General features: G+C 65.6%; 22 protein-coding genes. 16 read left to right on the top strand and 6 right to left on the bottom strand.

All coding sequences use genetic code 11. The features are described from left to right. Positions 1-8 precede the first annotated feature (8 nt). On the bottom strand, positions 9-803 hold the full coding sequence (locus CHB96_RS02770) for a class I SAM-dependent methyltransferase (protein ID WP_089242978.1): 795 nt from the start codon (positions 801-803) through the stop codon (positions 9-11). A gap of 210 nt (positions 804-1,013) precedes the next feature. On the opposite strand from CHB96_RS02770, the gene CHB96_RS02765 reads away from it, so the two are divergent. The 8 genes from CHB96_RS02765 to ligA all read left to right on the top strand — a co-directional run bounded on the left by CHB96_RS02765 (position 1,014) and on the right by ligA (position 10,289). Beyond that, entirely contained in the window at positions 1,014-1,814 is an 801-nt protein-coding gene (locus CHB96_RS02765) for an electron transfer flavoprotein subunit beta/FixA family protein (RefSeq protein WP_089242977.1), read from the top strand. Between the two features lie 46 nt (positions 1,815-1,860). Further along, positions 1,861-2,817 (top strand): electron transfer flavoprotein subunit alpha/FixB family protein, encoded by a 957-nt coding sequence (locus CHB96_RS02760; RefSeq protein ID WP_089242976.1) that lies wholly within the window; start codon positions 1,861-1,863, stop codon positions 2,815-2,817. A 135-nt stretch (positions 2,818-2,952) separates the two neighbouring features. Continuing rightward, positions 2,953-3,777, top strand: a complete 825-nt coding sequence (locus tag CHB96_RS02755) for a GNAT family N-acetyltransferase (RefSeq protein WP_089242975.1) — start codon at positions 2,953-2,955, stop codon at positions 3,775-3,777. After that, complete coding sequence (locus tag CHB96_RS02750; RefSeq protein WP_089242974.1) at positions 3,774-4,685, top strand: lysophospholipid acyltransferase family protein; 912 nt, start codon at positions 3,774-3,776, stop codon at positions 4,683-4,685. The genes CHB96_RS02755 and CHB96_RS02750 overlap by 4 nt, the downstream gene beginning before the upstream one ends. A 63-nt stretch (positions 4,686-4,748) precedes the next feature. Next, positions 4,749-5,987, top strand: a complete 1,239-nt coding sequence (locus CHB96_RS02745) for a cysteine desulfurase family protein (RefSeq protein ID WP_089242973.1) — start codon at positions 4,749-4,751, stop codon at positions 5,985-5,987. Beyond that, the gene (gene mnmA, locus CHB96_RS02740; protein ID WP_089242972.1) at positions 5,987-7,078 is read left to right on the top strand and encodes a tRNA 2-thiouridine(34) synthase MnmA; all 1,092 of its coding nucleotides are present in this window, start codon (positions 5,987-5,989) and stop codon (positions 7,076-7,078) included. The genes CHB96_RS02745 and mnmA overlap by 1 nt, the downstream gene beginning before the upstream one ends. Beyond that, positions 7,075-8,079 (top strand): methionine synthase, encoded by a 1,005-nt coding sequence (locus CHB96_RS02735; protein WP_089242971.1) that lies wholly within the window; start codon positions 7,075-7,077, stop codon positions 8,077-8,079. The genes mnmA and CHB96_RS02735 overlap by 4 nt, the downstream gene beginning before the upstream one ends. A gap of 86 nt (positions 8,080-8,165) precedes the next feature. After that, on the top strand, positions 8,166-10,289 hold the full coding sequence (gene ligA, locus CHB96_RS02730) for an NAD-dependent DNA ligase LigA (protein ID WP_089242970.1): 2,124 nt from the start codon (positions 8,166-8,168) through the stop codon (positions 10,287-10,289). A gap of 4 nt (positions 10,290-10,293) precedes the next feature. Here ligA and CHB96_RS02725 read toward each other — a convergent pair whose 3' ends face one another. Further along, the gene (locus CHB96_RS02725) at positions 10,294-10,944 is read right to left on the bottom strand and encodes an ACT domain-containing protein (RefSeq protein ID WP_089242969.1); all 651 of its coding nucleotides are present in this window, start codon (positions 10,942-10,944) and stop codon (positions 10,294-10,296) included. A 277-nt stretch (positions 10,945-11,221) separates the two neighbouring features. Here CHB96_RS02725 and gatC point away from each other — a divergent pair, with 277 nt between their 5' ends. The 3 genes from gatC to CHB96_RS02710 are packed head-to-tail and all read left to right on the top strand — an operon-like array spanning position 11,222 to position 14,020. Then, complete coding sequence (gene gatC / locus CHB96_RS02720; protein WP_089243099.1) at positions 11,222-11,521, top strand: Asp-tRNA(Asn)/Glu-tRNA(Gln) amidotransferase subunit GatC; 300 nt, start codon at positions 11,222-11,224, stop codon at positions 11,519-11,521. Next, positions 11,518-12,993 (top strand): Asp-tRNA(Asn)/Glu-tRNA(Gln) amidotransferase subunit GatA, encoded by a 1,476-nt coding sequence (gatA, locus tag CHB96_RS02715; protein ID WP_089242968.1) that lies wholly within the window; start codon positions 11,518-11,520, stop codon positions 12,991-12,993. The genes gatC and gatA overlap by 4 nt, the downstream gene beginning before the upstream one ends. Before the next feature lie 4 nt (positions 12,994-12,997). After that, the gene (locus CHB96_RS02710; RefSeq protein WP_245865141.1) at positions 12,998-14,020 is read left to right on the top strand and encodes an alpha/beta hydrolase-fold protein; all 1,023 of its coding nucleotides are present in this window, start codon (positions 12,998-13,000) and stop codon (positions 14,018-14,020) included. On the opposite strand, the gene CHB96_RS02705 is transcribed toward CHB96_RS02710, so the two are convergent. Further along, the gene (locus CHB96_RS02705) at positions 14,017-15,375 is read right to left on the bottom strand and encodes an alpha/beta-hydrolase family protein (protein ID WP_089242967.1); all 1,359 of its coding nucleotides are present in this window, start codon (positions 15,373-15,375) and stop codon (positions 14,017-14,019) included. The two genes, CHB96_RS02710 and CHB96_RS02705, sit on opposite strands and share 4 nt — an antisense overlap. After that, positions 15,372-15,989 (bottom strand): hypothetical protein, encoded by a 618-nt coding sequence (locus tag CHB96_RS02700; RefSeq protein ID WP_089242966.1) that lies wholly within the window; start codon positions 15,987-15,989, stop codon positions 15,372-15,374. The genes CHB96_RS02705 and CHB96_RS02700 overlap by 4 nt, the downstream gene beginning before the upstream one ends. A 127-nt stretch (positions 15,990-16,116) precedes the next feature. Between CHB96_RS02700 and CHB96_RS02695 the strand changes: the two genes are divergently transcribed. The 3 genes from CHB96_RS02695 (at position 16,117) to CHB96_RS02685 (ending at position 19,147) form a co-directional block, all read left to right on the top strand. Then, positions 16,117-17,352, top strand: coding sequence for a sensor histidine kinase (locus CHB96_RS02695; RefSeq protein WP_089242965.1), 1,236 nt, complete (start codon positions 16,117-16,119; stop codon positions 17,350-17,352). 10 nt (positions 17,353-17,362) lie between these two features. Beyond that, positions 17,363-18,025: a response regulator gene (locus CHB96_RS02690; RefSeq protein WP_089243097.1), complete on the top strand. Its 663-nt coding sequence runs from the start codon at positions 17,363-17,365 to the stop codon at positions 18,023-18,025. A gap of 90 nt (positions 18,026-18,115) precedes the next feature. Continuing rightward, a complete protein-coding gene (locus CHB96_RS02685; protein WP_089243096.1) occupies positions 18,116-19,147 on the top strand; it encodes an ATP-dependent 6-phosphofructokinase in 1,032 nt (343 codons plus the stop codon). Positions 19,148-19,184: 37 nt separating this feature from the next. Here CHB96_RS02685 and CHB96_RS02680 read toward each other — a convergent pair whose 3' ends face one another. Continuing rightward, positions 19,185-19,661 (bottom strand): acyl-CoA thioesterase, encoded by a 477-nt coding sequence (locus CHB96_RS02680; RefSeq protein WP_176444115.1) that lies wholly within the window; start codon positions 19,659-19,661, stop codon positions 19,185-19,187. A gap of 94 nt (positions 19,662-19,755) precedes the next feature. Here CHB96_RS02680 and gatB point away from each other — a divergent pair, with 94 nt between their 5' ends. After that, on the top strand, positions 19,756-21,261 hold the full coding sequence (gene gatB, locus CHB96_RS02675) for an Asp-tRNA(Asn)/Glu-tRNA(Gln) amidotransferase subunit GatB (RefSeq protein WP_089242963.1): 1,506 nt from the start codon (positions 19,756-19,758) through the stop codon (positions 21,259-21,261). Between the two features lie 22 nt (positions 21,262-21,283). On the opposite strand, the gene CHB96_RS02670 is transcribed toward gatB, so the two are convergent. Continuing rightward, positions 21,284-22,261 carry a sugar-binding transcriptional regulator gene (locus CHB96_RS02670; protein ID WP_089242962.1) on the bottom strand — a complete coding sequence of 326 codons (978 nt, stop codon included), beginning with the start codon at positions 22,259-22,261 and terminating at the stop codon, positions 21,284-21,286. A gap of 150 nt (positions 22,262-22,411) precedes the next feature. Here CHB96_RS02670 and CHB96_RS02665 point away from each other — a divergent pair, with 150 nt between their 5' ends. Then, positions 22,412-23,236 (top strand): MIP/aquaporin family protein, encoded by an 825-nt coding sequence (locus CHB96_RS02665; RefSeq protein WP_089242961.1) that lies wholly within the window; start codon positions 22,412-22,414, stop codon positions 23,234-23,236. Positions 23,237-23,244 lie beyond the last annotated feature (8 nt).

Here is a 23,244-nt window from a genome sequence, read left to right as displayed (position 1 = left end):
TGGTTCGGTCACTCGGTCACCGCAGGCTTGACCGCGATCGCCACGAGGTCGAGGCTGGCATCGATGTCCGCTTCCTGGATGTCGAAGTCCGACGACCGGATCGCGGCGACGTCGGCCGTCAGGTCGGCAGGCCACGGTCGACCTGCGAGAGCGCGCTCAATCTGAGCGTCGATGAACGAGCCACCGTGCTTGACGTCCAGGTCGCGCAGGACCTGGCCGTGGTGCACGCCCGTCATGGTCTCGACGCCGAACTGTGCCTCTTCGAGCAGTTCGGTCAGTTCGGACGCGGCGAGTTCACGTGTGTGGAACGGGTTGAGCGGGGTGTCACGGCCGGGGGAGAACGTGATCCGGTTCGGCGTGCTGATCAGCAGCAGGCCTCCGGGCGTCAGCACGCGGTAGCACTCGGCGAGGAACTGAGCCTGATCCCACAGGTGCTCGATGACCTGAAAATTGACGACGACGTCCACCGAATCGTCGGCGAAGGGAAGCTGAGCGAGATTGCCGCGCAACATCTTCACGCGCGGGTAGCGAACCGAGACGTGCGTGGCCGCCGAGGCGTCGTAGTCGAGCCCGACGACGGTCGTCGCGACATTCGCGATCATGTCGGCGCCGTAGCCCTCTCCCGATCCGGCCTCGAGAATCACCTTCCCGGTGCACCGCGTCAGCAGGTGCTCGTAGACGACCTCGTGCCGACGGAACCAGTAGTTCTCCTCGGCGATGCCCGGCACCGTGCGCTCCCCGGTGAGGGGCAGCGGTTCGGGTGCCGTGTCCACGGCGTTGGCTGCGTTCGATGAATCGCTCACCGACGAGAGGGTAGTGCCTCTACTGCCCGGTAGAACAGTCGCGGGCGGTCCCTGGCGTGGGCACCTCGGATGTATGGTCAGTCGGGAAACGCGGTAAGTTACCCACCGGTAACTAGACTTGGGGTAATCTACGGCCAGGTCCTAGAACTGCAAGAACCCATATGTGACATTCGAATCAGCGGAACATGACCAGGAGGTCGACGCAGACCCATGACGAACATCGTCGTTTTGATCAAGCAGGTTCCCGACACATGGTCCGAGCGCAAGCTGACCGACGGTGACTTCACCCTCGATCGAGAAGCCGCCGACGCTGTGCTCGACGAGATCAACGAGCGCGCGGTCGAGGAAGCACTGCTCATCAAGGAGTCCAAGGGCGGTGAGGTCAAGGTTCTGTCCGCAGGCCCCGACCGCGCTACCGACGCCATCCGCAAGGCCCTCTCCATGGGCGCCGACAGCGCCGTCCACCTCAACGACCCGGCCCTGCACGGCTCCGACGCGATCCAGACCGCGTGGGCTCTCGCTGCGGCCCTCGGCCAGATCGAGTTCGAGAACGGCGAGGCCACCGAGCTGATCATCGCGGGCAACGAGGCGACCGACGGACGTACCGGCGCCGTTCCCGCGATCATCGCCGAATACCTCGGCATCCCGCAGCTGACCCAGCTGCGCAAGCTGGCCGTCGACGGCGACACCGTGTCCGGTGAGCGCGAGACCGACGAGGGCATCTTCGGCCTCGAGGCCACGCTGCCCGCGATCGTCAGCGTCACCGAGAAGATCAACGAGCCTCGCTTCCCGTCCTTCAAGGGCATCATGGCGGCGAAGAAGAAGACGGTCCAGACGCTGACTCTCGCGGACATCGGCGTCGAAGCCGAGACCGTGGGTGTGGAGAACGCAGGCACGACGGTCACGTCGTCGACCCCGAAGCCTCCCAAGACTGCTGGTGAGCGCGTCACCGACGAAGGCGACGGCGGCGACAAGGTCGCCTCCTACCTCGTCGGCCAGAAGATCATCTGATCGCCCACCCCTTCGTACAGCGCAGATCACAAGAGGAGCTAAAGAAATGGCAGAAGTACTTGTGCTCGTCGAGCACGCCGAGGGTGCCCTGAAGAAGGTCAGCCTCGAACTCATCACCGCAGCACGCGCTCTCGGTGAGCCGTCGGCAGTCGTGACCGGCCCGGCCGGCACCACCGACAAGCTCGCCGACGCTCTGACCGAGGCCGGTGCCGAGAAGATCTACGCCGCCGAGTCCGACGACATCGACGGTTTTCTCCTGACCCCGAAGATCGACGTGCTGTCGGCACTGGCGGAATCCGTCGGGCCTGCAGCGGTCATCACGGCGTCGAGCACCGAGGGCAAAGAGGTCGCAGGTCGTCTGGCCGCACGTCTCGGCTCGGGTCTGCATTCCGACGTCATCGCGGTCAACGGCGACGGCAGCGCCGTCTACTCCATCTTCGGTGGTGCATTCACCGTCGAGGCCAAGGCCAACGGTGACGTGCCCGTCATCTCGGTACGCCCCGGTGCCATCGAGGCCGAGCCGAAGGCAGGCGCAGGCACCCGCGAGTCGGTCGAGGTTCCCGCGCAGGACGAGGGCGTCACCAAGGTCACCTCGCGTGATCCGATCGTCGGTGGCGATCGTCCCGAGCTGACCGAGGCCACCGTCGTCGTCTCCGGTGGACGTGGCGTCGGCAGCGCGGACAAGTTCAGCGTCGTCGAAGAGCTCGCCGATTCGCTCGGTGCTGCTGTCGGTGCGTCGCGTGCAGCCGTCGACTCGGGCTACTACCCGGGCCAGTTCCAGGTCGGTCAGACTGGTAAGACCGTCTCGCCGCAGCTGTACATCGCGCTCGGCATCTCCGGTGCCATCCAGCACCGTGCAGGCATGCAGACCTCGAAGACCATCATCGCGGTCAACAAGGACGAAGAAGCACCGATCTTCGAGATCGCCGATTTCGGTGTCGTGGGTGACCTGTTCAACGTCGCTCCGCAGCTGACCGAGGCAGTGAAGAAGCACAAGGGCTGATTCAGGTGCCCGACAGGCCCCCGTACCCGCTCGGTACGGGGGCCTTCCTCGTTGTCACAGCAGTTCACGCAACGTGTTCGGACACGTTACCCAGGTGATGCGCTGACGCCGTACTGGCTCGTTAGACACACCATCATGACCACTTCAGTCATGACCCCCCGCGACGCGAGTTCCGTTGTCGCCGCTGAGAAATATTCGCTGGTGCTGTCCACGGACCGGTGCCACAGGGAGGCCGCGCAGCGGCTCCGCTACGACGTGTTCGCCTCCGAACCGGGATTCGAGATCCCGGCCGACACGAACGGCCTCGACGCCGATCGATTCGACGAATTCTGCGACCACCTTCTGGTGCGCGACAACGAGACCGACGATTTCGTCGGGTGCTACCGCATGCTTCCACCCGACGCCGCCGTCGCGGCCGGCGGCTACTACACCGCAACGGAATTCGACCTCTCAGCGCTCGACCCCGCGTCGTCACGCGTCGTCGAGATGGGCCGAGCGGTCGTTCACCCCGACCACCGGTCCGGCTCGGTGCTCGGTCTCATGTGGTCCGGAATCCTGCAGTACCTCGAAGTGACGGGCCTCGAATGGGTCATGGGCTGCGTGTCCGTGCCGATGCAGGCCTCGCCTTCGGAAGCGCCGGGCGTCAACGTCCGCGGTGTGCGCGACCTTCTTCTTGCCAAACACGGCTCGCCGACCGATCGCCGTGCGATCCCGTACAACCCTGTGGTCGTCGACGGGCGGACCCTCGACGACATCGAAGCGCCCGCACGCCCGACCATGCCGCCGTTGCTGCGTGGATATCTTCGCCTCGGCGCGACCGTGTGCGGCGAACCTGCCCACGATGCCGCATTCGGCGTCGCCGACTTCGTCGCGCTGCTGGGGCTGCACGAAGCCAACACTCGCTACCTGGACAGACTTCGAAGTGCAGCCGCGACGTACGAATCGCAGGTCCGGCGATGACGCGGCATGCTCCTGTCGTCGTCGAACCCACTGTCGACCACGCGTGGATGCCGTCGAGTCCCTGCGGCGACGGCTGCATTGGCCGCGACAACCAGGTCGTCGGAACGGTCGTCGCCCTGGCACGCATGGTTCTCGCCGTCGCGGCGCTTGCGCTGCTGCCGATCCTGATCGTCGTCGGTATCGCCTCACCCCATGCGAGGCGTCGCGTGACGCGATTCGGTGCGCGAATGCTGCTCTTCGCCCTCGGTATCGGTCTGCAGGTCGACGACCGGCGTTCCGATCGAGAGAAGTCCCGTACGGACGGCGGTGCCCTCGTCGTCGCCGGTCACGTGTCGTGGACGGACGTTCTCGTGCTCACCGCTCTGCGTCCGGCGACGTTCGTGGCGCGCGGTGATCTGATCGACTGGCCTGTCCTGGGTGTTCTCGCCCGCGCGATGAAGGTGCTGCCGATTCATCGGCGGAATCTGCGCGCACTGCCGGGGACCGTCGAACAGGTCGCGGACCGGTTGCGTTCCGGCGGCACGGTGGTCGCGTTCCCCGAGGCCACGACGTGGTGCGGACGCGCATACGGATCGTTCCGGCCTGCCATGTTCCAGGCGGCAGTCGACACCGAGACATGGGTCCAGCCGGTACAGCTGCGGTACGTCGACACGTCACGAGAGCCGACGACGGCGACATGTTTCGTCGGCGAGGAGACGATCGGGCAGTCCATCTCACGCATCCTTCGGCTGAAGGGCATCGTCGCCGAGGTCGGCCTCGTGGCGCCCGTGCCACCCGGGAACGACCGTCGTGACCTCGCCCGACGATGCGAAGCATCGGTACGCGCAGACGAGAAGGACCGGACCGAACTGCACGGTGTCATCGCGCCCGACGTCGTCGTGCACCCGGCCATGCAGCCGCACTCGTAGCCCGTCGGCTCGTTCGTCGCGCGTTCTTCCGGGACGCGCCGAGCGGCTATCCTGAACAGCGTTATGCCTTCTGCCCGCAGTTCGGCTGCTTCCCCTGACGCCTACGCACCGGTCTACCTCGATCACGCGGCGACGACGCCCATGTCGCCGGCCGCGATCGAGGCGATGACGGCCGTGTTCGCGACCGTCGGCAACGCGTCGTCGTTGCACGGCTCCGGACGTGCTGCCCGTCGCCGCGTGGAAGAAGCGCGAGAGTCGATCGCGGCGAACCTCGGCGCCCGGCCGTCCGAGGTGATCTTCACCTCAGGTGGAACCGAGAGCGACAACCTCGCTGTCAAGGGCATCTTCGCGGCCCGACGTGACGCCGACAGCTCGCGCACCAGGATTGTCGCGAGTGCGGTGGAACATCACGCGGTACTCGACGCCGTGGAGTGGCTCGCTGCTCACGAGGGCGCCGACGTCACATGGCTGCCGGTCGACGGCTCGGGACGTGTTCATCCCGACACTCTGCGGGCGGAACTTGCAGTGCACGGCGACGAGATCGCGCTGATCACCATCATGTGGGCCAACAACGAGGTCGGGACGATCAATCCGATCGCCGAGCTCGCAGCCGTCGCGGCAGAGTACGACATTCCGATGCACAGCGACGCCATCCAGGCCGTCCCACATCTTGCCGTCGACTTCGCCGCGAGCGGCCTGTCGGCACTGAGCATCGCGGCACACAAATTCGGCGGTCCGCAGGGCGTCGGAGCCCTGTTGCTCGGCCGCAGCGTGCCGTGTGTGCCGTTGCTGCACGGTGGAGGGCACGAGCGCGACGTCCGGTCCGGGACGCACGACACGGCCTCCGTCGTCGCGATGGCGGCGGCGTTGACCGACGTCGTCGAGCACCGAAGCGTGCGCCACGCGGATCTGACGCGGCTGCGGGACCGACTCGTCGACGGAGTGCGTGCCCTCGATCCCGACGTGATCGTCAACGGCGCCCGCGGTGACGGCGCACTCGAGAGCATCGCGCACTTCACGTTCCCCGGGTGCGAGGGCGATTCCCTGCTGATGCTGCTCGACGCGGCCGGGATAGAATGTTCGACCGGATCGGCATGCACCGCGGGCGTTGCTCGTGCGAGTCACGTGCTGATCGCCATGGGTGCCGACCCGGTGACAGCGCGCGGATCGTTGCGTTTCTCGCTCGGAGCGGGATCGTCGGACCGAGATGTGGATCAACTTCTGGCAGCGTTGCCGCAGGTGATAGAACGTGCCCGCGCTGCGGGACTGGCGAGCGTAGGAGCTCGGGGAGGACAACGCTGATGCGTGTTTTGGCTGCAATGAGCGGCGGAGTGGATTCGGCTGTCGCGGCGGCACGTGCCGTCGACGAGGGCCACGACGTCGTCGGCGTGCATCTGGCGCTGTCGAGCGATCCCGGCACCCTGCGGACCGGATCTCGCGGCTGCTGCTCCAAGGAGGACGCGGGTGACGCTCGGCGCGCCGCCGACGTCCTCGGTATCCCGTTTTACGTCTGGGACTTCGCGGATCGCTTCAAGGAAGACGTCATCGACGACTTCGTCGAGTCGTACGCGGCAGGGGAGACGCCCAATCCTTGCCTGCGATGCAACGAGAAGATCAAGTTCTCGGCGCTGGCGGATCGTGCGCTCGCGCTGGGGTTCGACGCCGTCGCTACCGGCCACTACGCACAGCTGCACGACGGCGTACTGCGCCGCGCGGTCGATGCGGACAAGGACCAGTCGTACGTGTTGGCCGTGCTGAACCAGGGTCAGCTGTCACGGGCGATGTTCCCGATCGGTGATACACCCAAGTCCGAAATCCGCGCCGAAGCCGCCGAGCGTGGACTGGCCGTCGCCGACAAGCCGGACAGTCACGACATCTGCTTCATCCCGTCCGGTGACACGCGGGCATTCCTCGGCGCCAAGATCGGAATCAGGCCCGGCAAGGTCGTCGACGCGGATACCGGCGCCGAATTGGCCGATCACGACGGCGTGCACGGATTCACCATCGGCCAGCGCAAGGGTCTCGGCGTCGAGGGGCCGGCGGTCGACGGCAAGCCGCGGTACGTCACGGCGATCGAACCCGACAGCGGCAACGTCATCGTGGGTTCTGCGACGCGTCTGGACGTCTGGGGCATCACCGGTGACCGCGCCATCTGGACCGAGGGCGTCGCGCCGGTCGGACCGATCGAGTGCGTCGTTCAGGTCCGCGCGCACGGAGGAATGACCGAAGCCGTCGCCGAAGCCACGGCCGACGGAGGCATGGAGATACAGCTCCGCAGCGCACTCACCGGGGTCGCGAAGGGGCAGGCAGCCGTGCTGTATCGGCGAGATGTGCAGGGTGACATCGTCATCGGCAGTGCCACCATCGCCGGCACTCGTTCCGAGAGCGAGTGAGCGACACCGTCTTCGGCGGACTCGCGACGGGCATCGGCTCGTGGCCGGGTACCGATGTACGCGAGGCTGCGGGCATCGTGCTCGGCGAACTGCCCGCATTGCCGCACGTCGTCGAACTGCCGTCCCGCGGGCTCGGTGCCGATCTGATCGGCCGGACCGGGGCGTTGATGGTCGACGTCGAACTCGACGTACGCACGTCGGGATACCGCGTTGCGCAACGCAAGACGCGGGCGGGCCGTCGAGCGGAAGATCTGTTGCACGAAGACCTCGATGTGCTCGAAGAGCTGTGGGAGACAGGCGGTTTCGCGTCGTCGCTGCCCGTGTTGAAGGCGCAGGTCGCCGGGCCGTTCACGATGGCCGCTCAGGTCGAACTTCGGAGTGCGCACCGTGTGCTGACCGATCGGGGAGCGGTTCGAGACTTCGCCGAGTCCCTGGCCGAAGGTATTCGGGAGCATGTCGCCGAACTGAAGTCCCGTCTCGGAGTCGACGTCGTCGTTCAGCTCGACGAGCCGAGTCTTCCTGCAGTGCTTCGGGGTTCGTTGTCCGGCGTCAGCCGCCTCGATCCCGTGCCTGCCTACCCCGAACCCGATGCACTCGAACTGCTCGACTTCGTAGTGGCGTCCATCGGAGTCCCGGCGATGGTGCACTGCTGCGCCTCCGGTGTTCCGATCGACCTGATCCGTCGAAGCAGAGCGGAGGCCCTCGCGATCGACGTGACGCTGCTGGGCCCCCGTGACCTCGATTCCATCGGCGAGTTCCTGCAGGCGGGCAAGACGCTCGTCCTCGGCGTGGTGCCGGGTACGGCGCCGGAGCGCATCCCGACCTGGCGCGAGGCCGCGGCGCCCGTGGTGTCGTTGATCGACCGGTTGGGCTTCGCGAAGTCGGTCCTGGCGACCCAGATATCGGTCTCGCCCGCGTGCGGGCTTGCAGGCGCGACGCCCGAGTGGGCCCGTACGGCATCGACCTTGACGAAGAACGTCGCCGACTCGTTCCGGGATTGAGCGGGTCGTGAGTGAAAATGTATAGCTGAATACACATTTTCACTCACGACGGAGATGGTGTCGGTGCAGTCCGATAACCTTCCTGGGTGGACGAATCGACTGCCGTACCTGCTTCGACCGAGACCCCAGCGGGTACGCCCGCGTCGAGCGAGGACCGCGAGAAGTGGCAGAAGCTCGCCGAGGAAGTGCGCGGCCATCAGTTCCGCTACTACGTCCGCGATTCACCGATCATCTCCGACGGCGAATTCGATTCGCTACTGCGGGAACTGACCGACCTCGAGAACGCCCACCCGGAACTGCGTAGCGCCGATTCGCCGACCCAGCTGGTCGGCGGCGGCTTCGCCACCGAGTTCACCGCGGTGGATCATCTCGAGCGAATGTTGAGTCTGGACAACGTTTTCGACTACGACGAGTTGCGGGCATGGGCCAAGCGCGTCGAATCGGAGACAGGCCCAGGCCTTCACTACCTGTGCGAGGTCAAGATCGACGGCGTGGCCCTCAACCTGGTGTACGAGAACGGCAAGCTCGCCCGCGCGGCCACGCGCGGTGACGGTCGTACCGGAGAGGACGTCACGCTCAATGCGCGCACCATCGACGACATTCCGGAGACGTTGACCGCGAGTCCCGATCATCCCGTTCCCAGCCTGCTCGAGGTCCGCGGCGAGGTGTTCTTCCGGCTGGAGGATTTCCAAGCACTCAACGCGTCGTTGGTCGAGGAAGGCAAGGCGCCCTTCGCCAACCCACGCAACTCGGCTGCCGGTTCGCTACGCCAGAAGAATCCTGCCGTCACCGCGCGCAGGCGTCTCGGCATGATCTGCCACGGATTCGGTCGTATGGAGGGTTTCGCGCCCGTCTCGCAGCTGCATGCATACGAGGCGTTGCAGGCGTGGGGACTACCCGTGTCGAGCCACACCACGCGGGTCGAGGGCATCGATGCCGTCGTCGACAAGGTGGCGTACTGGGACGATCACCGTCACGACGTCGAACACGAGATCGACGGCCTTGTCGTCAAGGTCGACGAAATGTCGTTGCACCGCAGGCTCGGTACCACGTCGCGTGCGCCGCGCTGGGCAATCGCATACAAGTATCCGCCCGAGGAGGTCACCACCAAGCTCCTCGACATCAGAGTCAACGTGGGCAGGACGGGACGCGTCACGCCGTTCGCGTACATGGAACCGGTACTCGTGGCCGGCTCGACGGTGTCGCTGGCGACTCTGCACAACGGATCCGAGGTCAAGCGCAAGGGTGTGCTGATCGGAGATACCGTGACCATCCGCAAGGCCGGGGAAGTGATTCCCGAGGTCCTCGGTCCCGTAGTCGATGCACGCACCGGAGACGAGACCGAGTTCGTCATGCCCGAGAACTGCCCCGAGTGCGGGACTCCGCTGGCACCTGCGAAGGAGGGCGACGCGGACCTGCGGTGCCCCAACTCCGAATTCTGCCCGGGGCAGCGTCGTGAACGCCTGTTCTTCGTCGCCGAACGCGGCCGATTCGACATCGAAGGCCTCGGCTACGAGGCAGCGACGGACCTGCTCAAAGCCGAGGTCGTCCAGGACGAGGGCGACATCTTCTCGCTCACAGAAGAAGACCTACTGAAGACATCGATCTACGCCACGAAGGCAGGCGCGCTGTCGGCGAACGGTCGACGCCTGCTCGACAATCTGCACAAGGCGAAGGACAGGCCGCTGTGGCGCGTGCTCGTCAGCCTGTCGATCCGCCATGTCGGACCGTCTGCTGGGCGTGCGCTTGCGAACGAGTTCGGCAGTCTCGACCGCATCGAGAGCGCGTCGGAGGAGGAACTCGCCGCGGTCGACGGAGTCGGCGGCACCATCGCGAAAGCAGTGTCCGAGTGGTTCGGCGTGCCGTGGCACCGGGCCATCGTCGACAAGTGGCGCGACGCGGGCGTGCGCATGGAGGACGAGAGGGACTCCTCGATCGTCCGAAACCTCGAGGGGCTGTCGATCGTCGTCACCGGGTCGCTCGAGAGTTACTCACGCGATCAGGCCAGGGAGGCGATCCTTGCGCGCGGCGGCAAAGCGGCTGGATCCGTCTCGAAGAAAACAGCATTCGTCGTCGTCGGGGAATCGCCGGGAAGCAAGCACGACAAAGCCGTCGAACTCGGGGTTCCGGTGCTGGACGAGGCTGGATTCACGCTGCTCCTGACCGAGGGACCCGACGCGGTTCGCGTGGCCGAACCGGACGGCGACTAGCTGCTCAGCCGAGGACGGTGGCGACGATTCCGGCGAGGTAGCCGAGTCGCGCCACCTCCGACGGGCGGAAGTCCGGGCCACCTGGACGGCCGAGCATCAAGACCGTCCCCGTCGAGCCCAGCGGTGCAGCCGCGATCTTCGTGTCCATGTCACGCCAGACCTGCGGCACCCATTCGGCGTCACCGTCGAGCGCAGCCGGATGGCGCAGCGGCATCCACGGCATGTCGGTCGCGTGGGTCTCGGGCGCGCCGGAGCTTCCGACGACGCGGAACGAGCCCCGGTCGCCCGTGGCCACGACGACGCTCCAGCCGACCCGCAGGACTCGGGGTGCGCCGTCGACGAGGACCTGAAGGCGATCGTCGTTGGCAGCTGCGACGCTGTCGATCAGTTCGAGCTCGCGATGAGTGTCCAGTACGCCCGTGTACGGCCTGATCGAATCGACCCGCACGTCGTCCAGGTTCTCCGCGGCGGTGATCAACGTGTCCGGAAGCGAGCCGGGTGCGACGTCCACGACCAGATCGTCGACCGCGTAACCGTCACCACGTTCGATGACGTCGAGCGACAGGATGTCCGCTCCCACCGAACCGAGTGCGACGGCGAGAGAACCGAGGCTGCCTGGTCGGTCGGGAAGGTGGACGCGGAGCAGGTAGGACATGGCGCTCCCTTTCGGTGACACTCGAAACTCGGACGATCCGCAGAGCACTCTATGCACCCCCGGCGTCGCACGTCGGTGTGCGCGCCGCAAGCCTGCTTCGCATTCTGTTCGCTGTTCGACCGACCTGCACGAAGTCGATGGTGATCTTGGCGACACCGCAGCGGCCGTATCCACCGGTACCGGGAGTGGAGCCTGTAGGAACGACCCCACTAGACTCGCACGGTGTCGTGTGCTGTGTGCGACGCGAATCTTCCATTCTCTGAAAGGGGTCCACGCGGTGCCTGATATCTCCCGCGACGAGGTGGCGCACCTTGCCAGGCTGTCTCGGTTGGCGCTGAGCGAAGCCGAACTGGACGAGTTCGCAGGTCAGCTGGACTCGATCCTTCACCACGTGAAGACGGTCGCGGAGGTCGCTGCCGACGACGTGCCTCCTACTGCCAACCCCAGCGACATCACCAACGTGACACGTCCCGACGTCATCGTCCCCGGGCTGACGCCTGAGCAGGCGCTGGCCGAGGCGCCCAACGCAGAGGAAGACCGTTTCGCAGTGCCGCAGATCCTGGGAGAGAGCGAATGACCGACCTGACCGCACTCGACGCGTCCGCACTCGCGGAGAAGATCCATTCCCGCGAGGTGTCGGCAGTCGAGGTCACGCAGGCCCACCTGGACCGCATCGAGAAGGTCGACGGCGAGTTCGGTGCGTTCCTGCACGTGGCAGGCGCAGGTGCGCTCGTCTCCGCGAAGGAGGTCGACGCGTCCCTCTCGGCCGGTGAGGCTCCCGCGTCGGCGCTGGCCGGTGTGCCGTTGGCTCTCAAGGACGTGTTCACGACGACGGACATGCCGACGACGTGTGCATCGAAGATTCTCGAGGGCTGGATCTCGCCGTACGACGCGACGGTCACCACGAAGCTTCGCGACGCAGGTATTCCGCTGCTCGGCAAGACCAACATGGACGAGTTCGCGATGGGATCGTCCACGGAGAACTCCGCATACGGCCCGACGAAGAACCCGTGGGACACCACCCGCATTCCTGGCGGATCCGGTGGCGGTAGCGCGGCCGCGTTGGCGTCGTTCCAGGCGCCGCTGGCCATCGGCACCGATACCGGTGGTTCGATCCGTCAGCCCGCCGCGCTGACGGGCACCGTCGGCACCAAGCCGACGTACGGGACAGTGTCCCGATACGGACTCATCGCGTGCGCGTCGTCGTTGGATCAGGGCGGTCCGTGCGGCCGCACCGTCCTCGACACGGCGTTGCTGCACGAGGTCATCGCCGGACACGATCCGCGTGATTCGACGTCGGTCGATACTCGGGTGGCTTCCGTCGTCGCGGCGGCTCGTGACGGTGCGAAGGGCGACCTGAAGGGTGTGCGCGTCGGCGTCGTCAAGGAATTGCATTCCGACAGTTACCAATCGGGCGTCATCTCGTCGTTCGACGCTGCGGTCGCCACACTGACGTCGCTCGGCGCGGAGGTCGTCGAGGTCTCGTGCCCCAACTTCGTGCACGCGCTCGCTGCGTACTACCTGATTCTTCCGTCGGAGGTGTCGTCGAACCTGGCGCGCTTCGACGGCATGCGCTACGGCTCGCGTGCAGGTGACGACGGAACGCACAGCGCCGAGCAGGTCATGGCGATCACTCGTGCCGAGGGGTTCGGTGCAGAAGTCAAGCGCCGCATCATGATCGGTACGTACGCGCTGTCGGCCGGCTACTACGACGAGTACTACGGCCAGGCACTCAAGGTGCGCACGCTGATCGCGCGCGACTTCGACAAGGCCTACGAGCAGGTCGACGTGCTGGTCTCGCCGACGACTCCCACGACGGCATTCCCGTTGGGGGACAAGGTCGACGACCCGATCGCGATGTACCTCAACGACCTGTGCACGCTGCCGACCAACCTCGCAGGTCACTGCGCGATGTCGGTTCCGTCCGGTCTGGCATCCGAGGACGGACTCCCCGTCGGACTGCAGATCATGGCACCCGCGTTCGCCGACGACCGCCTGTACCGAGTCGGCGCGGCCTACGAGGCTGCGCGTGGCGCTCTGAAGCGATAGTCCGTTGATCGGTCTGATGCACGGCGTCGCACTGGATGTCGTGCACCTCAGGATCGATTCGGTCATCGTCCCCGCTGTCGTGCTGGCGGTGATGCTGCTGCTCGGCTGGATTCTGCTTCGTCGGTGGTTTCTCGGCGTTCTCACTGCGGTCACAGTGATCGGTGCGGTGGTCGCAGTGATGAACATGCAGGTCTGGCGGGTGCCCACTCTCGCGGCGGCGATGGGACATCCGCCTGTCGGGGCGGTCACGAGCGTCGACATTCCCGGAACGGTGTCCGGTTTTCACGCCCGTCCTGCGTCGATCTACACCCCGCCCTTCTACCGCACCGACGCGAAAACCGAGTGGCCGGTGCTGGTTCTGCTGACCGGTCAGCCCGGGCACGTGATCGACTGGTTCGAGGGTGGCCATCTCGCGCAGACGATGGATGCGTATGCAGCGAAGCACGACGGCCACGCGCCGATCGTCGTCGTCGCAGATGCTCTGGGTGACGCCGACGCCAACCCGATGTGCATCGACTCCGATCTGGGCAACGTCTCGACGTATCTTGCCGTCGACGTGCCGTCGTGGGTTCAGCAGAACATGCACGGCTCCATGGACCCGAACGAGTGGGCCATCGGCGGATACTCGTACGGCGGAACGTGTTCGGTGCAGACCGCGCTCCGCGTTCCCGACGTGTATCCGACCTTCCTGGACATCTCGGGCGAGGACGAACCGCGTCGGGGCTCGCGTGACGAATCGATCGCCGCAGCGTTCGGTGACGACAGCGAGAAGTCCGTTGCGCAGTTCGACGCCGTCGCGCCACTCACGTTGCTGCACGAGGGTCGATTCCCTGACACGGCAGGTGCATTCGTGGTCGGCGACAGCGACGAGGAGTTCCGTCCTCAGACTCGACGACTGTTCGACGCGGCCGCCGACGCCGGCATGGATGTCCGGTATGCGGAACTGCCCGGTGGTCATTCGATGGATGTGTGGGCACCCGCCCTCGCGGACGAGATGAGTTGGCTCGGAGAACGATTGGGTCTCTAGCATTCTCGCAGAAGAGTGCCCTGGTCGTCGCCGTACCGATGTCCGTGTCCGGCAGGCGCATTCAATGCCGACAGCATGTCCACGGTCGTCTGCAGATACGAGATTGCCGGTATCCACTGGGGGACAGGCGCGTCGATGCGAGCATTCTCGAGATCCGGACGGGAGAAGAACAGGCTGCCCGACCACCAGATGACCGGATCGGAACTGTTCGCGAGTACGACGCCTCCTCCGGCCGTCACCTCGCCCGCCGGGGGTCCCGCCCACAGCGTGCTGCAGATCAGACTCGAATCGCGCTGTACTGCAGTACTGCCGGCGACCGATCCAAGACTTTGACCGTAGACGTGCAGCTGGGGTCTTGCGTCGACCGGCAACATAACGAGTTCGTCTCGGACGGCGTCGAGCAGCGCTGTGGTCGCGTCGACGGCGTCCTGCTCCGCGAACAGGAATGTCGCCCAACTGGGTTGGTCGGAGTACTGCAGGACAACGGTCGCGACATCGCCTGCGAACCGGTGTTCGATCCCGCGGACAGCGTTCTCGTCGACCCATCCCGAACCCGTCGGGACCGCAATCACGATGTGCGCCTTGTCGAATCCGCCTGTGCGGTTGAGCTCGTCGACGGCGAGACGTGCTCGTTCGTCTACGGTGGCGGCGGATCGGAGGCCGGCGTACGTGCGAATCGCGGCGCTGTCCGTTCCGGCGGCGACGAACTTTCGGCCCTCACGGCCGAGGCCGTCCCACGACATCGTCGACGTGTTCGCGGGCATCGTGAGGGCTGTGTCGACGACGCCGTCTGCCACTGCATAGCGGGCTGCGAACGCATGCTGGGCCCACGGAACCGCGAACAGATACGCCGCGATGGCGAGGACCAGGGTCACCACCGTCGTTCGCTGAGTCCCGGCCCGCCGAAGCCCGCGCACGATCCCGACACCGATCACGACGAGCATCGCGCACACCGATACCGCGCCGCACAGAACCTCCATCCAATGCGTCGGGCCGGTCGTGGGCACGTCCATGGCGTCGCGCAGGCGGTTCTGCCAGCGCGCCGCAGCGATACCGGCGGCGACGACGGCCACCGCACCCACAGTCGCCGCGATTCGCCGCGCGACGACGTGTGTAGCTGCCGGCCGCATACGCGTCGGGACCCGGTGGAGGAGTGCGGACAGCAGGAGTGCCGCAGCAGCGAAGAGCGCCGTCACGACCGCCTGCACGAGCGACGACCGGGGCAGGAGCGACGGTAGTAGCGACGCCACGATCGAACTCGACAGAAGTATCGACGTCGTCACACGCGGTACAGCCGGTGAGCGTCGGGAGGCACTGGTGGGACGCGCGACGTGGGTGACGAGAGTCGTGGTCATGCCCGGCCCGCCCGTCGGCGCGCATGTACAGCGAGGGCGATCGACGTCGCGGCTGCGCCGACGGACACGACGAGTCCCGCGAGCAGATACGGCAGCGCGGGTTCGGGCGCCGGGTTTCCGTAACCCTGACGCCACGAATTGAAGTCGACAGCGGTGGATGCGACGTCGCTCATCACGTAGCACGCGGTGCGTGAGCCGATCCCGTCGCGCGAGTGGCACGCGTCGTGCATGGCCGTACGCAGCGAACCGTCGACGATTTCTCGTGCGCCCGGAGTGATGGATTCGCCTGTCGCCGAGGCATATCGGATGAGGTCGTATCCCAAGTCGTGTGCCTTGCACGCGGTGCCGAATTCCTCGGGGAGCGGGATGGGGGAGGAACAATCACCGGCCGGGTTGATCAGAACCCCGTTCTCGACCGTCGGCGCGTAGAACATCTCCCCGAATGTAGGCGGCAGATGATCGAAGGCGCTGTCGGTGGCCAGGGCGTCGATGGCGACGGTGGCGGCCGGGGCGTGTGTGTTCGAGGCGTCGGCGGTAGGAAGGGCGCCTGGGGTGGCAAGGGTGATGGCGCCGCAGATGCCGAGTACGGTGGCGAATTTCGCTTTCGCTGTCATGGTCGGTGACGCTACGAACGACGGAAGCTGCTGGTCATCGCTCCGAAGTGCCGATGCTGGGTGCCACTCTCGGCGTGGTCCGACGCCTACCTGATACCGAGGTACACCCCGGATCTCACTCCGAGGTATGACGACTTTCGGCGCGCGGGTTCCTAGAGTTCACAGGGTGGGAATCAGAATCGCTCCGAAGGCACGCGCCGGGGTGCGTCGGCTGAGTACGGGTCGCCGCATCGACATCACCATCGTTCTCGTCACGGCGATTCTGTATTCGATCGCGTGGCCGACACTCCAGTTGACGCATCAGGTCCCGACGCCGATCATGCCGATCGTCGCCGCGCTTGCGGTCTTCCCGTTCGTGCTCGTCAGAGCGAATCCTGCACTGGGATGGGCGGTTTCGGCAGGTGCGGCGCTCGTCGTGCCGGTCGTGTTCGACAACGTTCCCGGCTACGACTACCCGTGGCAGGTCACCCACATCATTGTGATGCTCGTTCTGATACTCGCGGTGAGTCTGCGCTGCGCGGTGCCGATCGTCGCAGTCGCGTGGGGAGCGACGGTTCTGCTGTTCCTCGGATTCACCCCGGGCGACGACGGGATCGGGTGGGCGGTGGGTCTGACGGCGATCGTCGTGTTCGGGCTGCTCGTGCGGTGGCTCGTGCTGTCGCGTCGTCAACTGGCCGCGCAGGAAGAGGTCAGCGAGCTCGAACGCGCTCGGCGCGCGATTCTGGAGGAGAAGGCCAAGATCGCGCGGGATCTGCACGACGTCGTCGCACACCACATGTCGCTCGTCGTGGTGCAGGCACAGAGTGCGCAGTATCGTCTGGACGACGTATCACCCTCCGCAGCAGCGGAATTCGAGTCCATCGGAGCCACCGCGCGTGAGGCGCTCAACGAGATCCGCGGCATGCTCGGCGTGCTGCGCAGCGACGGCCACGTCGTCGACGAAGCGCCTGCGCCCGGAGCATCGGATGTCGACGCGTTGCTGGTGAGCGCACAGCGTGCGGGGGTACGGGTGACGTGGACCGCGACGGGGGAGCCGGCGCTGGTGTCGGCAGGTACGGGACTCGCGCTGTATCGAATCGTGCAGGAATCGCTGTCGAATGCCGCGCGGCATGCACCCGACAGCGCCGTCCGAGTCCGGCTGGACTACGGGCCCGAACTCGTGTTCCTCGAGGTCGTCAACGGGCCGACACCTGCTGGTGGTGTCGCCGTCGAGAAGACAGGCGGCCACGGACTGCAGGGAATGAAGGACCGCGCTCGCGGGGCGTCGGGGTGGTTGGACACACGGGTCACGCCCGACGGCGGTTTCGAAGTCGTCGCGCGGCTACCCGTCGATGCGGTTCCGGTCGTCCGCACGTCGGCATAGGGTGTCATCCGTGGCAATCACGGTATTCATCGCCGACGATCAGGCAATGGTTCGACAGGGATTCGGCGCCCTGCTGGCCGCGCAGTCCGACATCTCCGTGATCGGGGATGCGGACAACGGGGCAACCGCTGTCACCGAGGTCGCGCGACTGCAACCCGACGTCGTGCTCATGGACGTCCGGATGCCGCAGATGAACGGACTCGACGCCGCCCGTGCAATTCTCGGAGCGCCCCGCGCACACCCGGTTCGGGTTCTGATGCTCACCACGTTCGACATCGACGACTACGTCTACGAAGCACTGACCATCGGCGCGAGCGGATTCATGCTCAAGGACGCGCCCGCCGAGGAACTGATCCGAGGCGTACGCGTCGTCGCCGCGGGTGAGGCGTTGCTGGCGCCGTCGGTGACGCGTCGACTCATCGCCGACGTGACGTCGCGGCGCGGTACTCAGCGCGCCGAACCGTCGAAACTGAAGGCGCTGACGCCTCGTGAACGCGAGGTGCTCGAACTCATTGCTCGCGGGATGTCGAACACCGAGATCGCCGGGGCGCTGTTCGTCGCCGAGCAGACCGTCAAGACGCACGTCGGCAAAGTACTCGGCAAGCTCGATCTGCGCGACCGGGCGCAGGCGGTCGTGCTCGCGTACGAGAGTGGCGTCGTCACGCCCAGTTGATCGCGTCGGATACGTGTTCGCGCTGCCGTCGGGAGATCGGCGCGGCAAGATTACGGTAGAACCATGGAGACGACGAGAGGCGAGAAATCGATGCGGATCGGTGTTCTGACCGGTGGCGGCGACTGCCCGGGGCTCAATGCGGTGATCAGGGCCGTGGTGCGGACCGCGGATGCGCGCTACGGGTCCACCGTCGTCGGATTTCTCGACGGGTGGCGTGGCCTGCTCGAGGACCGTCGAATTCAGCTACGCAACGACGACCGCAACGATCGTCTGCTGACCAAGGGCGGCACGATGCTGGGGACAGCGCGCACCAATCCGGATGTGTTGCGCGCCGGGCTCGATCGGATCAAGCAGACGCTCGAGGACAACGGGATCGACGTTCTGATCCCCATCGGTGGTGAGGGAACGCTGACCGCCGCGAACTGGCTGTCCGAGGAGGGCGTACCCGTCGTCGGCGTGCCGAAGACCATCGACAACGACATCGACTGCACCGACGTGACGTTCGGCTTCGACACCGCGCTCACCATTGCCACCGACGCCATCGATCGACTGCACAGCACGGCGGAGTCGCACCAGCGCGTCATGCTCGTCGAGGTCATGGGTCGTCACGCGGGATGGATTGCGCTGCATGCAGGTCTGGCGTCGGGATCGCACATGACCCTGATTCCCGAGCAGCCGTTCGACGTCGACGAAGTGTGCGATCTCGTGCGCAAGCGATTCCAGCGCGGTGACTCGCACTTCATCTGCGTCGTCGCCGAGGGTGCGAAGCCGAAGGAAGGCTCGATGTCGCTTCTCGACGGCGGCATCGACGAGTTCGGGCACGTTCGGTTCACCGGCGTCGCGCATCAGCTCGGGCAGGAGATCGAGCGTCGGATCAACAAAGAGGTGCGGACGACCGTGCTCGGTCACGTGCAGCGCGGTGGAACACCGACGCCGTACGACCGCGTGCTGGCCACCCGGTTCGGTGTGAACGCCGCCGACGCCGCGCATGCAGGCGACTTCGGGAAGATGGTGTCGCTTCGGGGCGCCGAGATCGGACTCGTGTCGCTGTCCGAAGCCGTCAAGCAGCTCAAGCGTGTGCCGGAGAGCCGCTACGTCGATGCGGCGGCGTTCTTCGGGTAGGCACCATGGGCGCATGTGTGCGGAAATACATAGCCCTCTATGTATTTTCGTGCACATGCAGCGAAGCTGCCTGAATGTCCGCCTCCCGCTGCTCGGTCTCGCGACGGAGATCGCGACGGCGCCTGGCCGCCTCGAAGCGCTGCCGCCCGACGGCGTTCGACGGAATCAGCGGGGTCAGCTCCAACGGCTTGCTGTCCTCGCCGACGGCGACCATCGTGAAGTAGCAGCTGTTCGTGTGACGGGTCTCGCCGCGCTGAATGTTCTCGGTTTCGACGCGGATGCCGACCTCCATCGACGTGCGCCCGGTGTAGTTGACCGACGCGGAGAACGTCACGAGTTCGCCGACGTGGATCGGCTCTCGGAACACGACGCGATCGACGGACAGCGTCACCACGTACGACCCCGCGTACCGGCTGGCGCATGCGTATGCGACCTGATCGAGAAGCTTCAGGATCGTGCCACCGTGCACATTGCCGGAGAAATTTGCCATGTCTGGGGTCATGAGCACGGTCATGTACAGCGTTTGCTTCGATGCGTCCGTCACTGTCCAACCGTAGCGAGCGCAGGGGGTTACTCGCGCGTTCTTACCAGCGCATAAACTGACGTGCATGACTGCTGCCATGGTCGATCTGATCGATTACGACGACGTGCTGAAAAAATTCGACCCTGTTCTGGGTATGGAGGTCCACGTCGAACTGGGCACAGCGACCAAGATGTTCTGCGGTTGCCCGACGGCGTTCGGTGCCGAGCCCAACACACAGGTCTGCCCCGTGTGCTTGAGCCTTCCGGGTGCTCTTCCGGTGGTCAATGCGGCTGCTGTCGAGTCGGCCATCCGGATCGGGCTCGCTCTGAACTGCTCGATCACGCCGTGGGGACGCTTCGCGCGCAAGAACTACTTCTACCCGGACCAGCCGAAGAACTACCAGATCTCGCAGTACGACGAGCCCATCGCCACCGAGGGGTACCTCGACGTCGTACTCGACGACGGCAGCACCTTCCGCGTCGAGATCGAACGCGCGCACATGGAAGAGGACACCGGGAAGTCGACGCACGTCGGCGGTGCGACGGGTCGCATCGAGGGCGCGAGCCATTCGCTGCTCGACTACAACCGCGCCGGTGTTCCGCTCGTCGAGATCGTGACCAAGCCCATCACCGGTACCGGCGAGCGCGCTCCCGAGGTGGCTCGGGCGTACGTCACCGCTCTGCGTGATCTGCTGAAGTCCCTCGACGTCTCCGACGTTCGCATGGATCAGGGTTCGCTGCGGTGCGACGCGAACGTCTCGCTGATGGAGAAGACAGCGACGGAGTTCGGCACCCGCACCGAAACGAAGAACGTCAACTCGCTCAAGAGCGTCGAGATCGCGGTGCGGTACGAGATGCGCAGGCAGGCAGCCGTTCTGGAGAGCGGCGGTGAGGTCGTCCAGGAGACACGCCACTTCCAGGAGTCCGACGGCACGACGTCCAAGGGGCGTAAGAAGGAAACGGCCGAGGACTACCGCTACTTCCCGGAGCCCGACCTGGCACCCGTCGCACCGGACGCTGCGTGGATCGAGGAGCTGCGCGGCACTCTGCCGGAGCTGCCGTGGCTTCGTCGTGCGCGCATCCAGGCCGACTGGGGCGTGTCCGACGAGGAAATGCGTGACCTCGTCAACTCCGGAGCGCTCGAACTCGTCGCGGCGACGGTCGACGCGGGTGCTCCTGCGCAGTCCGCGCGTTCGTGGTGGGTGTCGTACCTCGCCCAGAAAGCCAACATTGCAGGGGTCGAACTGACCGAGCTCGCCATCACGCCGGCGCAGGTCGCTGCCGTCGTCGCGTTGGTCTCCGACGGAAAGGTCAACAACAACGGTGCGCGTCAGATCGTCGACGGCGTGCTCGCCGGTGAAGGCGAGCCTGCCGACGTCATGGCTGCTCGTGGACTCGTCGTGGAGAAGGACGACACCAAGTTGCAGGCGGCCGTCGACGAGGCACTCGCGGCGAACCCCGGTGTCGCGGACAAGATTCGTAGCGGCAAGGTGCAGGCAGCCGGAGCCATCGTCGGTGCCGTCATGAAAGCCACACGCGGGCAAGCGGATGCGGCGCGTGTGAAGGAATTGGTTCTCGCGGCCTGCAGCTGACCGACTCTTCGGGGAGGACCCGTCACCGATCCTGAACGACGAGCGACGCCGCGCTCACGTCGTCGATGACCAGGTCGGTGACGAGTCCTCCCGCCAACGCACCGACCAGTGCGTCGAGTTTCGATTGACCGGCGACCACGCACAAACGTGTCGGGACGCCTTTGAGTAGTTCGAGGCTGGGCCCGCTCGACCGATCGTTGAGATCGATGCCGTCGTAGCTGCCGTCGGACCGGAGGAAGACGGTCGCGATGTCGCCCACGACACCGTCGGCCGCCAGCGCGTCGAGGTCGTCCTCTTCCAGGTAGCCCGCGCTGTAGACGTGGCTCGGGATCGCGCCGCCCAGTGCGCCGATGGAGAACACGGCAATGTCCATTTTCCGTTGCAGATCGAGGACGCGCTTGATGCTGCGTTCCTTCCACAGAAGCCGACGGGTCTCCGGGTAGTCGAAGAACGCGGGAACTGGAAACCCTTGTGGCAGTGCGTCGTACGCGTCGGCGAGGGTGCGAATGATGTCCGTGGCGTAGGACACGCCCGTCGTTCTCGTGTTGGCTGCGCCGTTGAGCTGAACGACGTGCGAGTTGTGCGTGCGTTTCGGCGCGAGGTATCTGCTGACAGCGCTGACCGTCGTGCCCCAGGCGACGCCCATGACCATGTCCGACTCGAACAGTGACGTCAGTAGCCTTCCGGCGAACATCGCCACACGATCGAGGCGATCGAGATCGCCCACTGATTCGCCGACGGGAACGATGTGGGCGCGTACGTCGTAGCGATCGGCGAAGACTTTCTCGAGCGCCGACGCGTGGCCGGACAACGAACTGATCTTGATCTCCACCAGTCCCGACATCCGTGCGTACGTGATCAGGCGGGACACGGTCGAGCGCGACACCCGCATCTCGCGGCCGATCGCCGCCATGGTCATGTCCTGGAAGTAGTACATGCGCGCAGCGTGGACGGCATCGACCGTTCGTGGGTCCGCAGTGGAGGGATTGTCGATCGCCATCCGACGATCATGTCTCATGAACGACGCCGACGCGCCACCATCCGGAACATTCCTGCACATATGTGCATCGGTTATGCGAAAACGTGCAGGGTAGTTAGCGTAAAGAACAACGCTATGGCTCGCATCACACACATTGTTCGAAGGAGAACCATGCCGCGCACAGTCGAGAAGTGGAGTCTGCCGTCGCAGATGGCAGCCGAATTCGCGGGTACCGCGATTCTGATCCTCTTCGGTTCGGGCGTTGTCGCACAGGTCGTTTCAGGAGGCGACGAGGGAAGTCTCGGTGACCACAACAGTATTGCGTGGGCCTGGGGGCTCGGCGTGATGTTCGGTATCTACGTCGCCGGACGCGCGACCGGCGCGCATCTGAACCCCGCGGTCACCTTCGCATTCGCGCTGTTTCGGGACCTCCCGTGGAAGAAGGTGTTGCCCTACGTCGCAGCTCAGGTTGCGGGTGCATTCGTTGCTGCGCTGTTGGTTCGCTGGAACTACAACGACATGATCACCGCGATCGACCCCGAACACACCACCGCGACGCAAACGATCTTCTCGACTCTCCCCGGAAATGGAACACTGCCGGTCGGAGTCGGGTCGGCGTTGCTGGACCAGATCATCGGTACCGCGATCCTGTTGTTCCTCATCGTCGCAGTGACCGATTCTCGCAGTACGCCTCCGCTGGCCAACATGGCACCGTTCATCATCGGATTGATCGTCGTCGCAATCGGTTTCGCGTGGGGCACCAACGCTGGTTATGCAATCAACCCGGCGCGCGATTTCGGGCCGAGGTTGGCGTCGTTCATCACCGGGTACGGCGGAGCGTGGCGAGATCAGTACGGCGGGTTGTACTTCTGGGTGCCGATCGTCGGGCCTTTGGTCGGTGGGCCCATCGGAGTGTTCTTGTACGACAAGCTCATCGGGCGTTTTCTGCCCGACGAGGCGCCTGAGGAACTGGAGCCGGAGAAGGCTGCCGCATGACATCGACT

Source organism: Rhodococcoides kyotonense (assembly GCF_900188125.1).
Lineage (GTDB): Bacteria > Actinomycetota > Actinomycetes > Mycobacteriales > Mycobacteriaceae > Rhodococcoides > Rhodococcoides kyotonense.
Note: the sequence above shows the minus strand (reverse complement) of the source record. Positions and strands in the feature narration are given on the sequence as shown.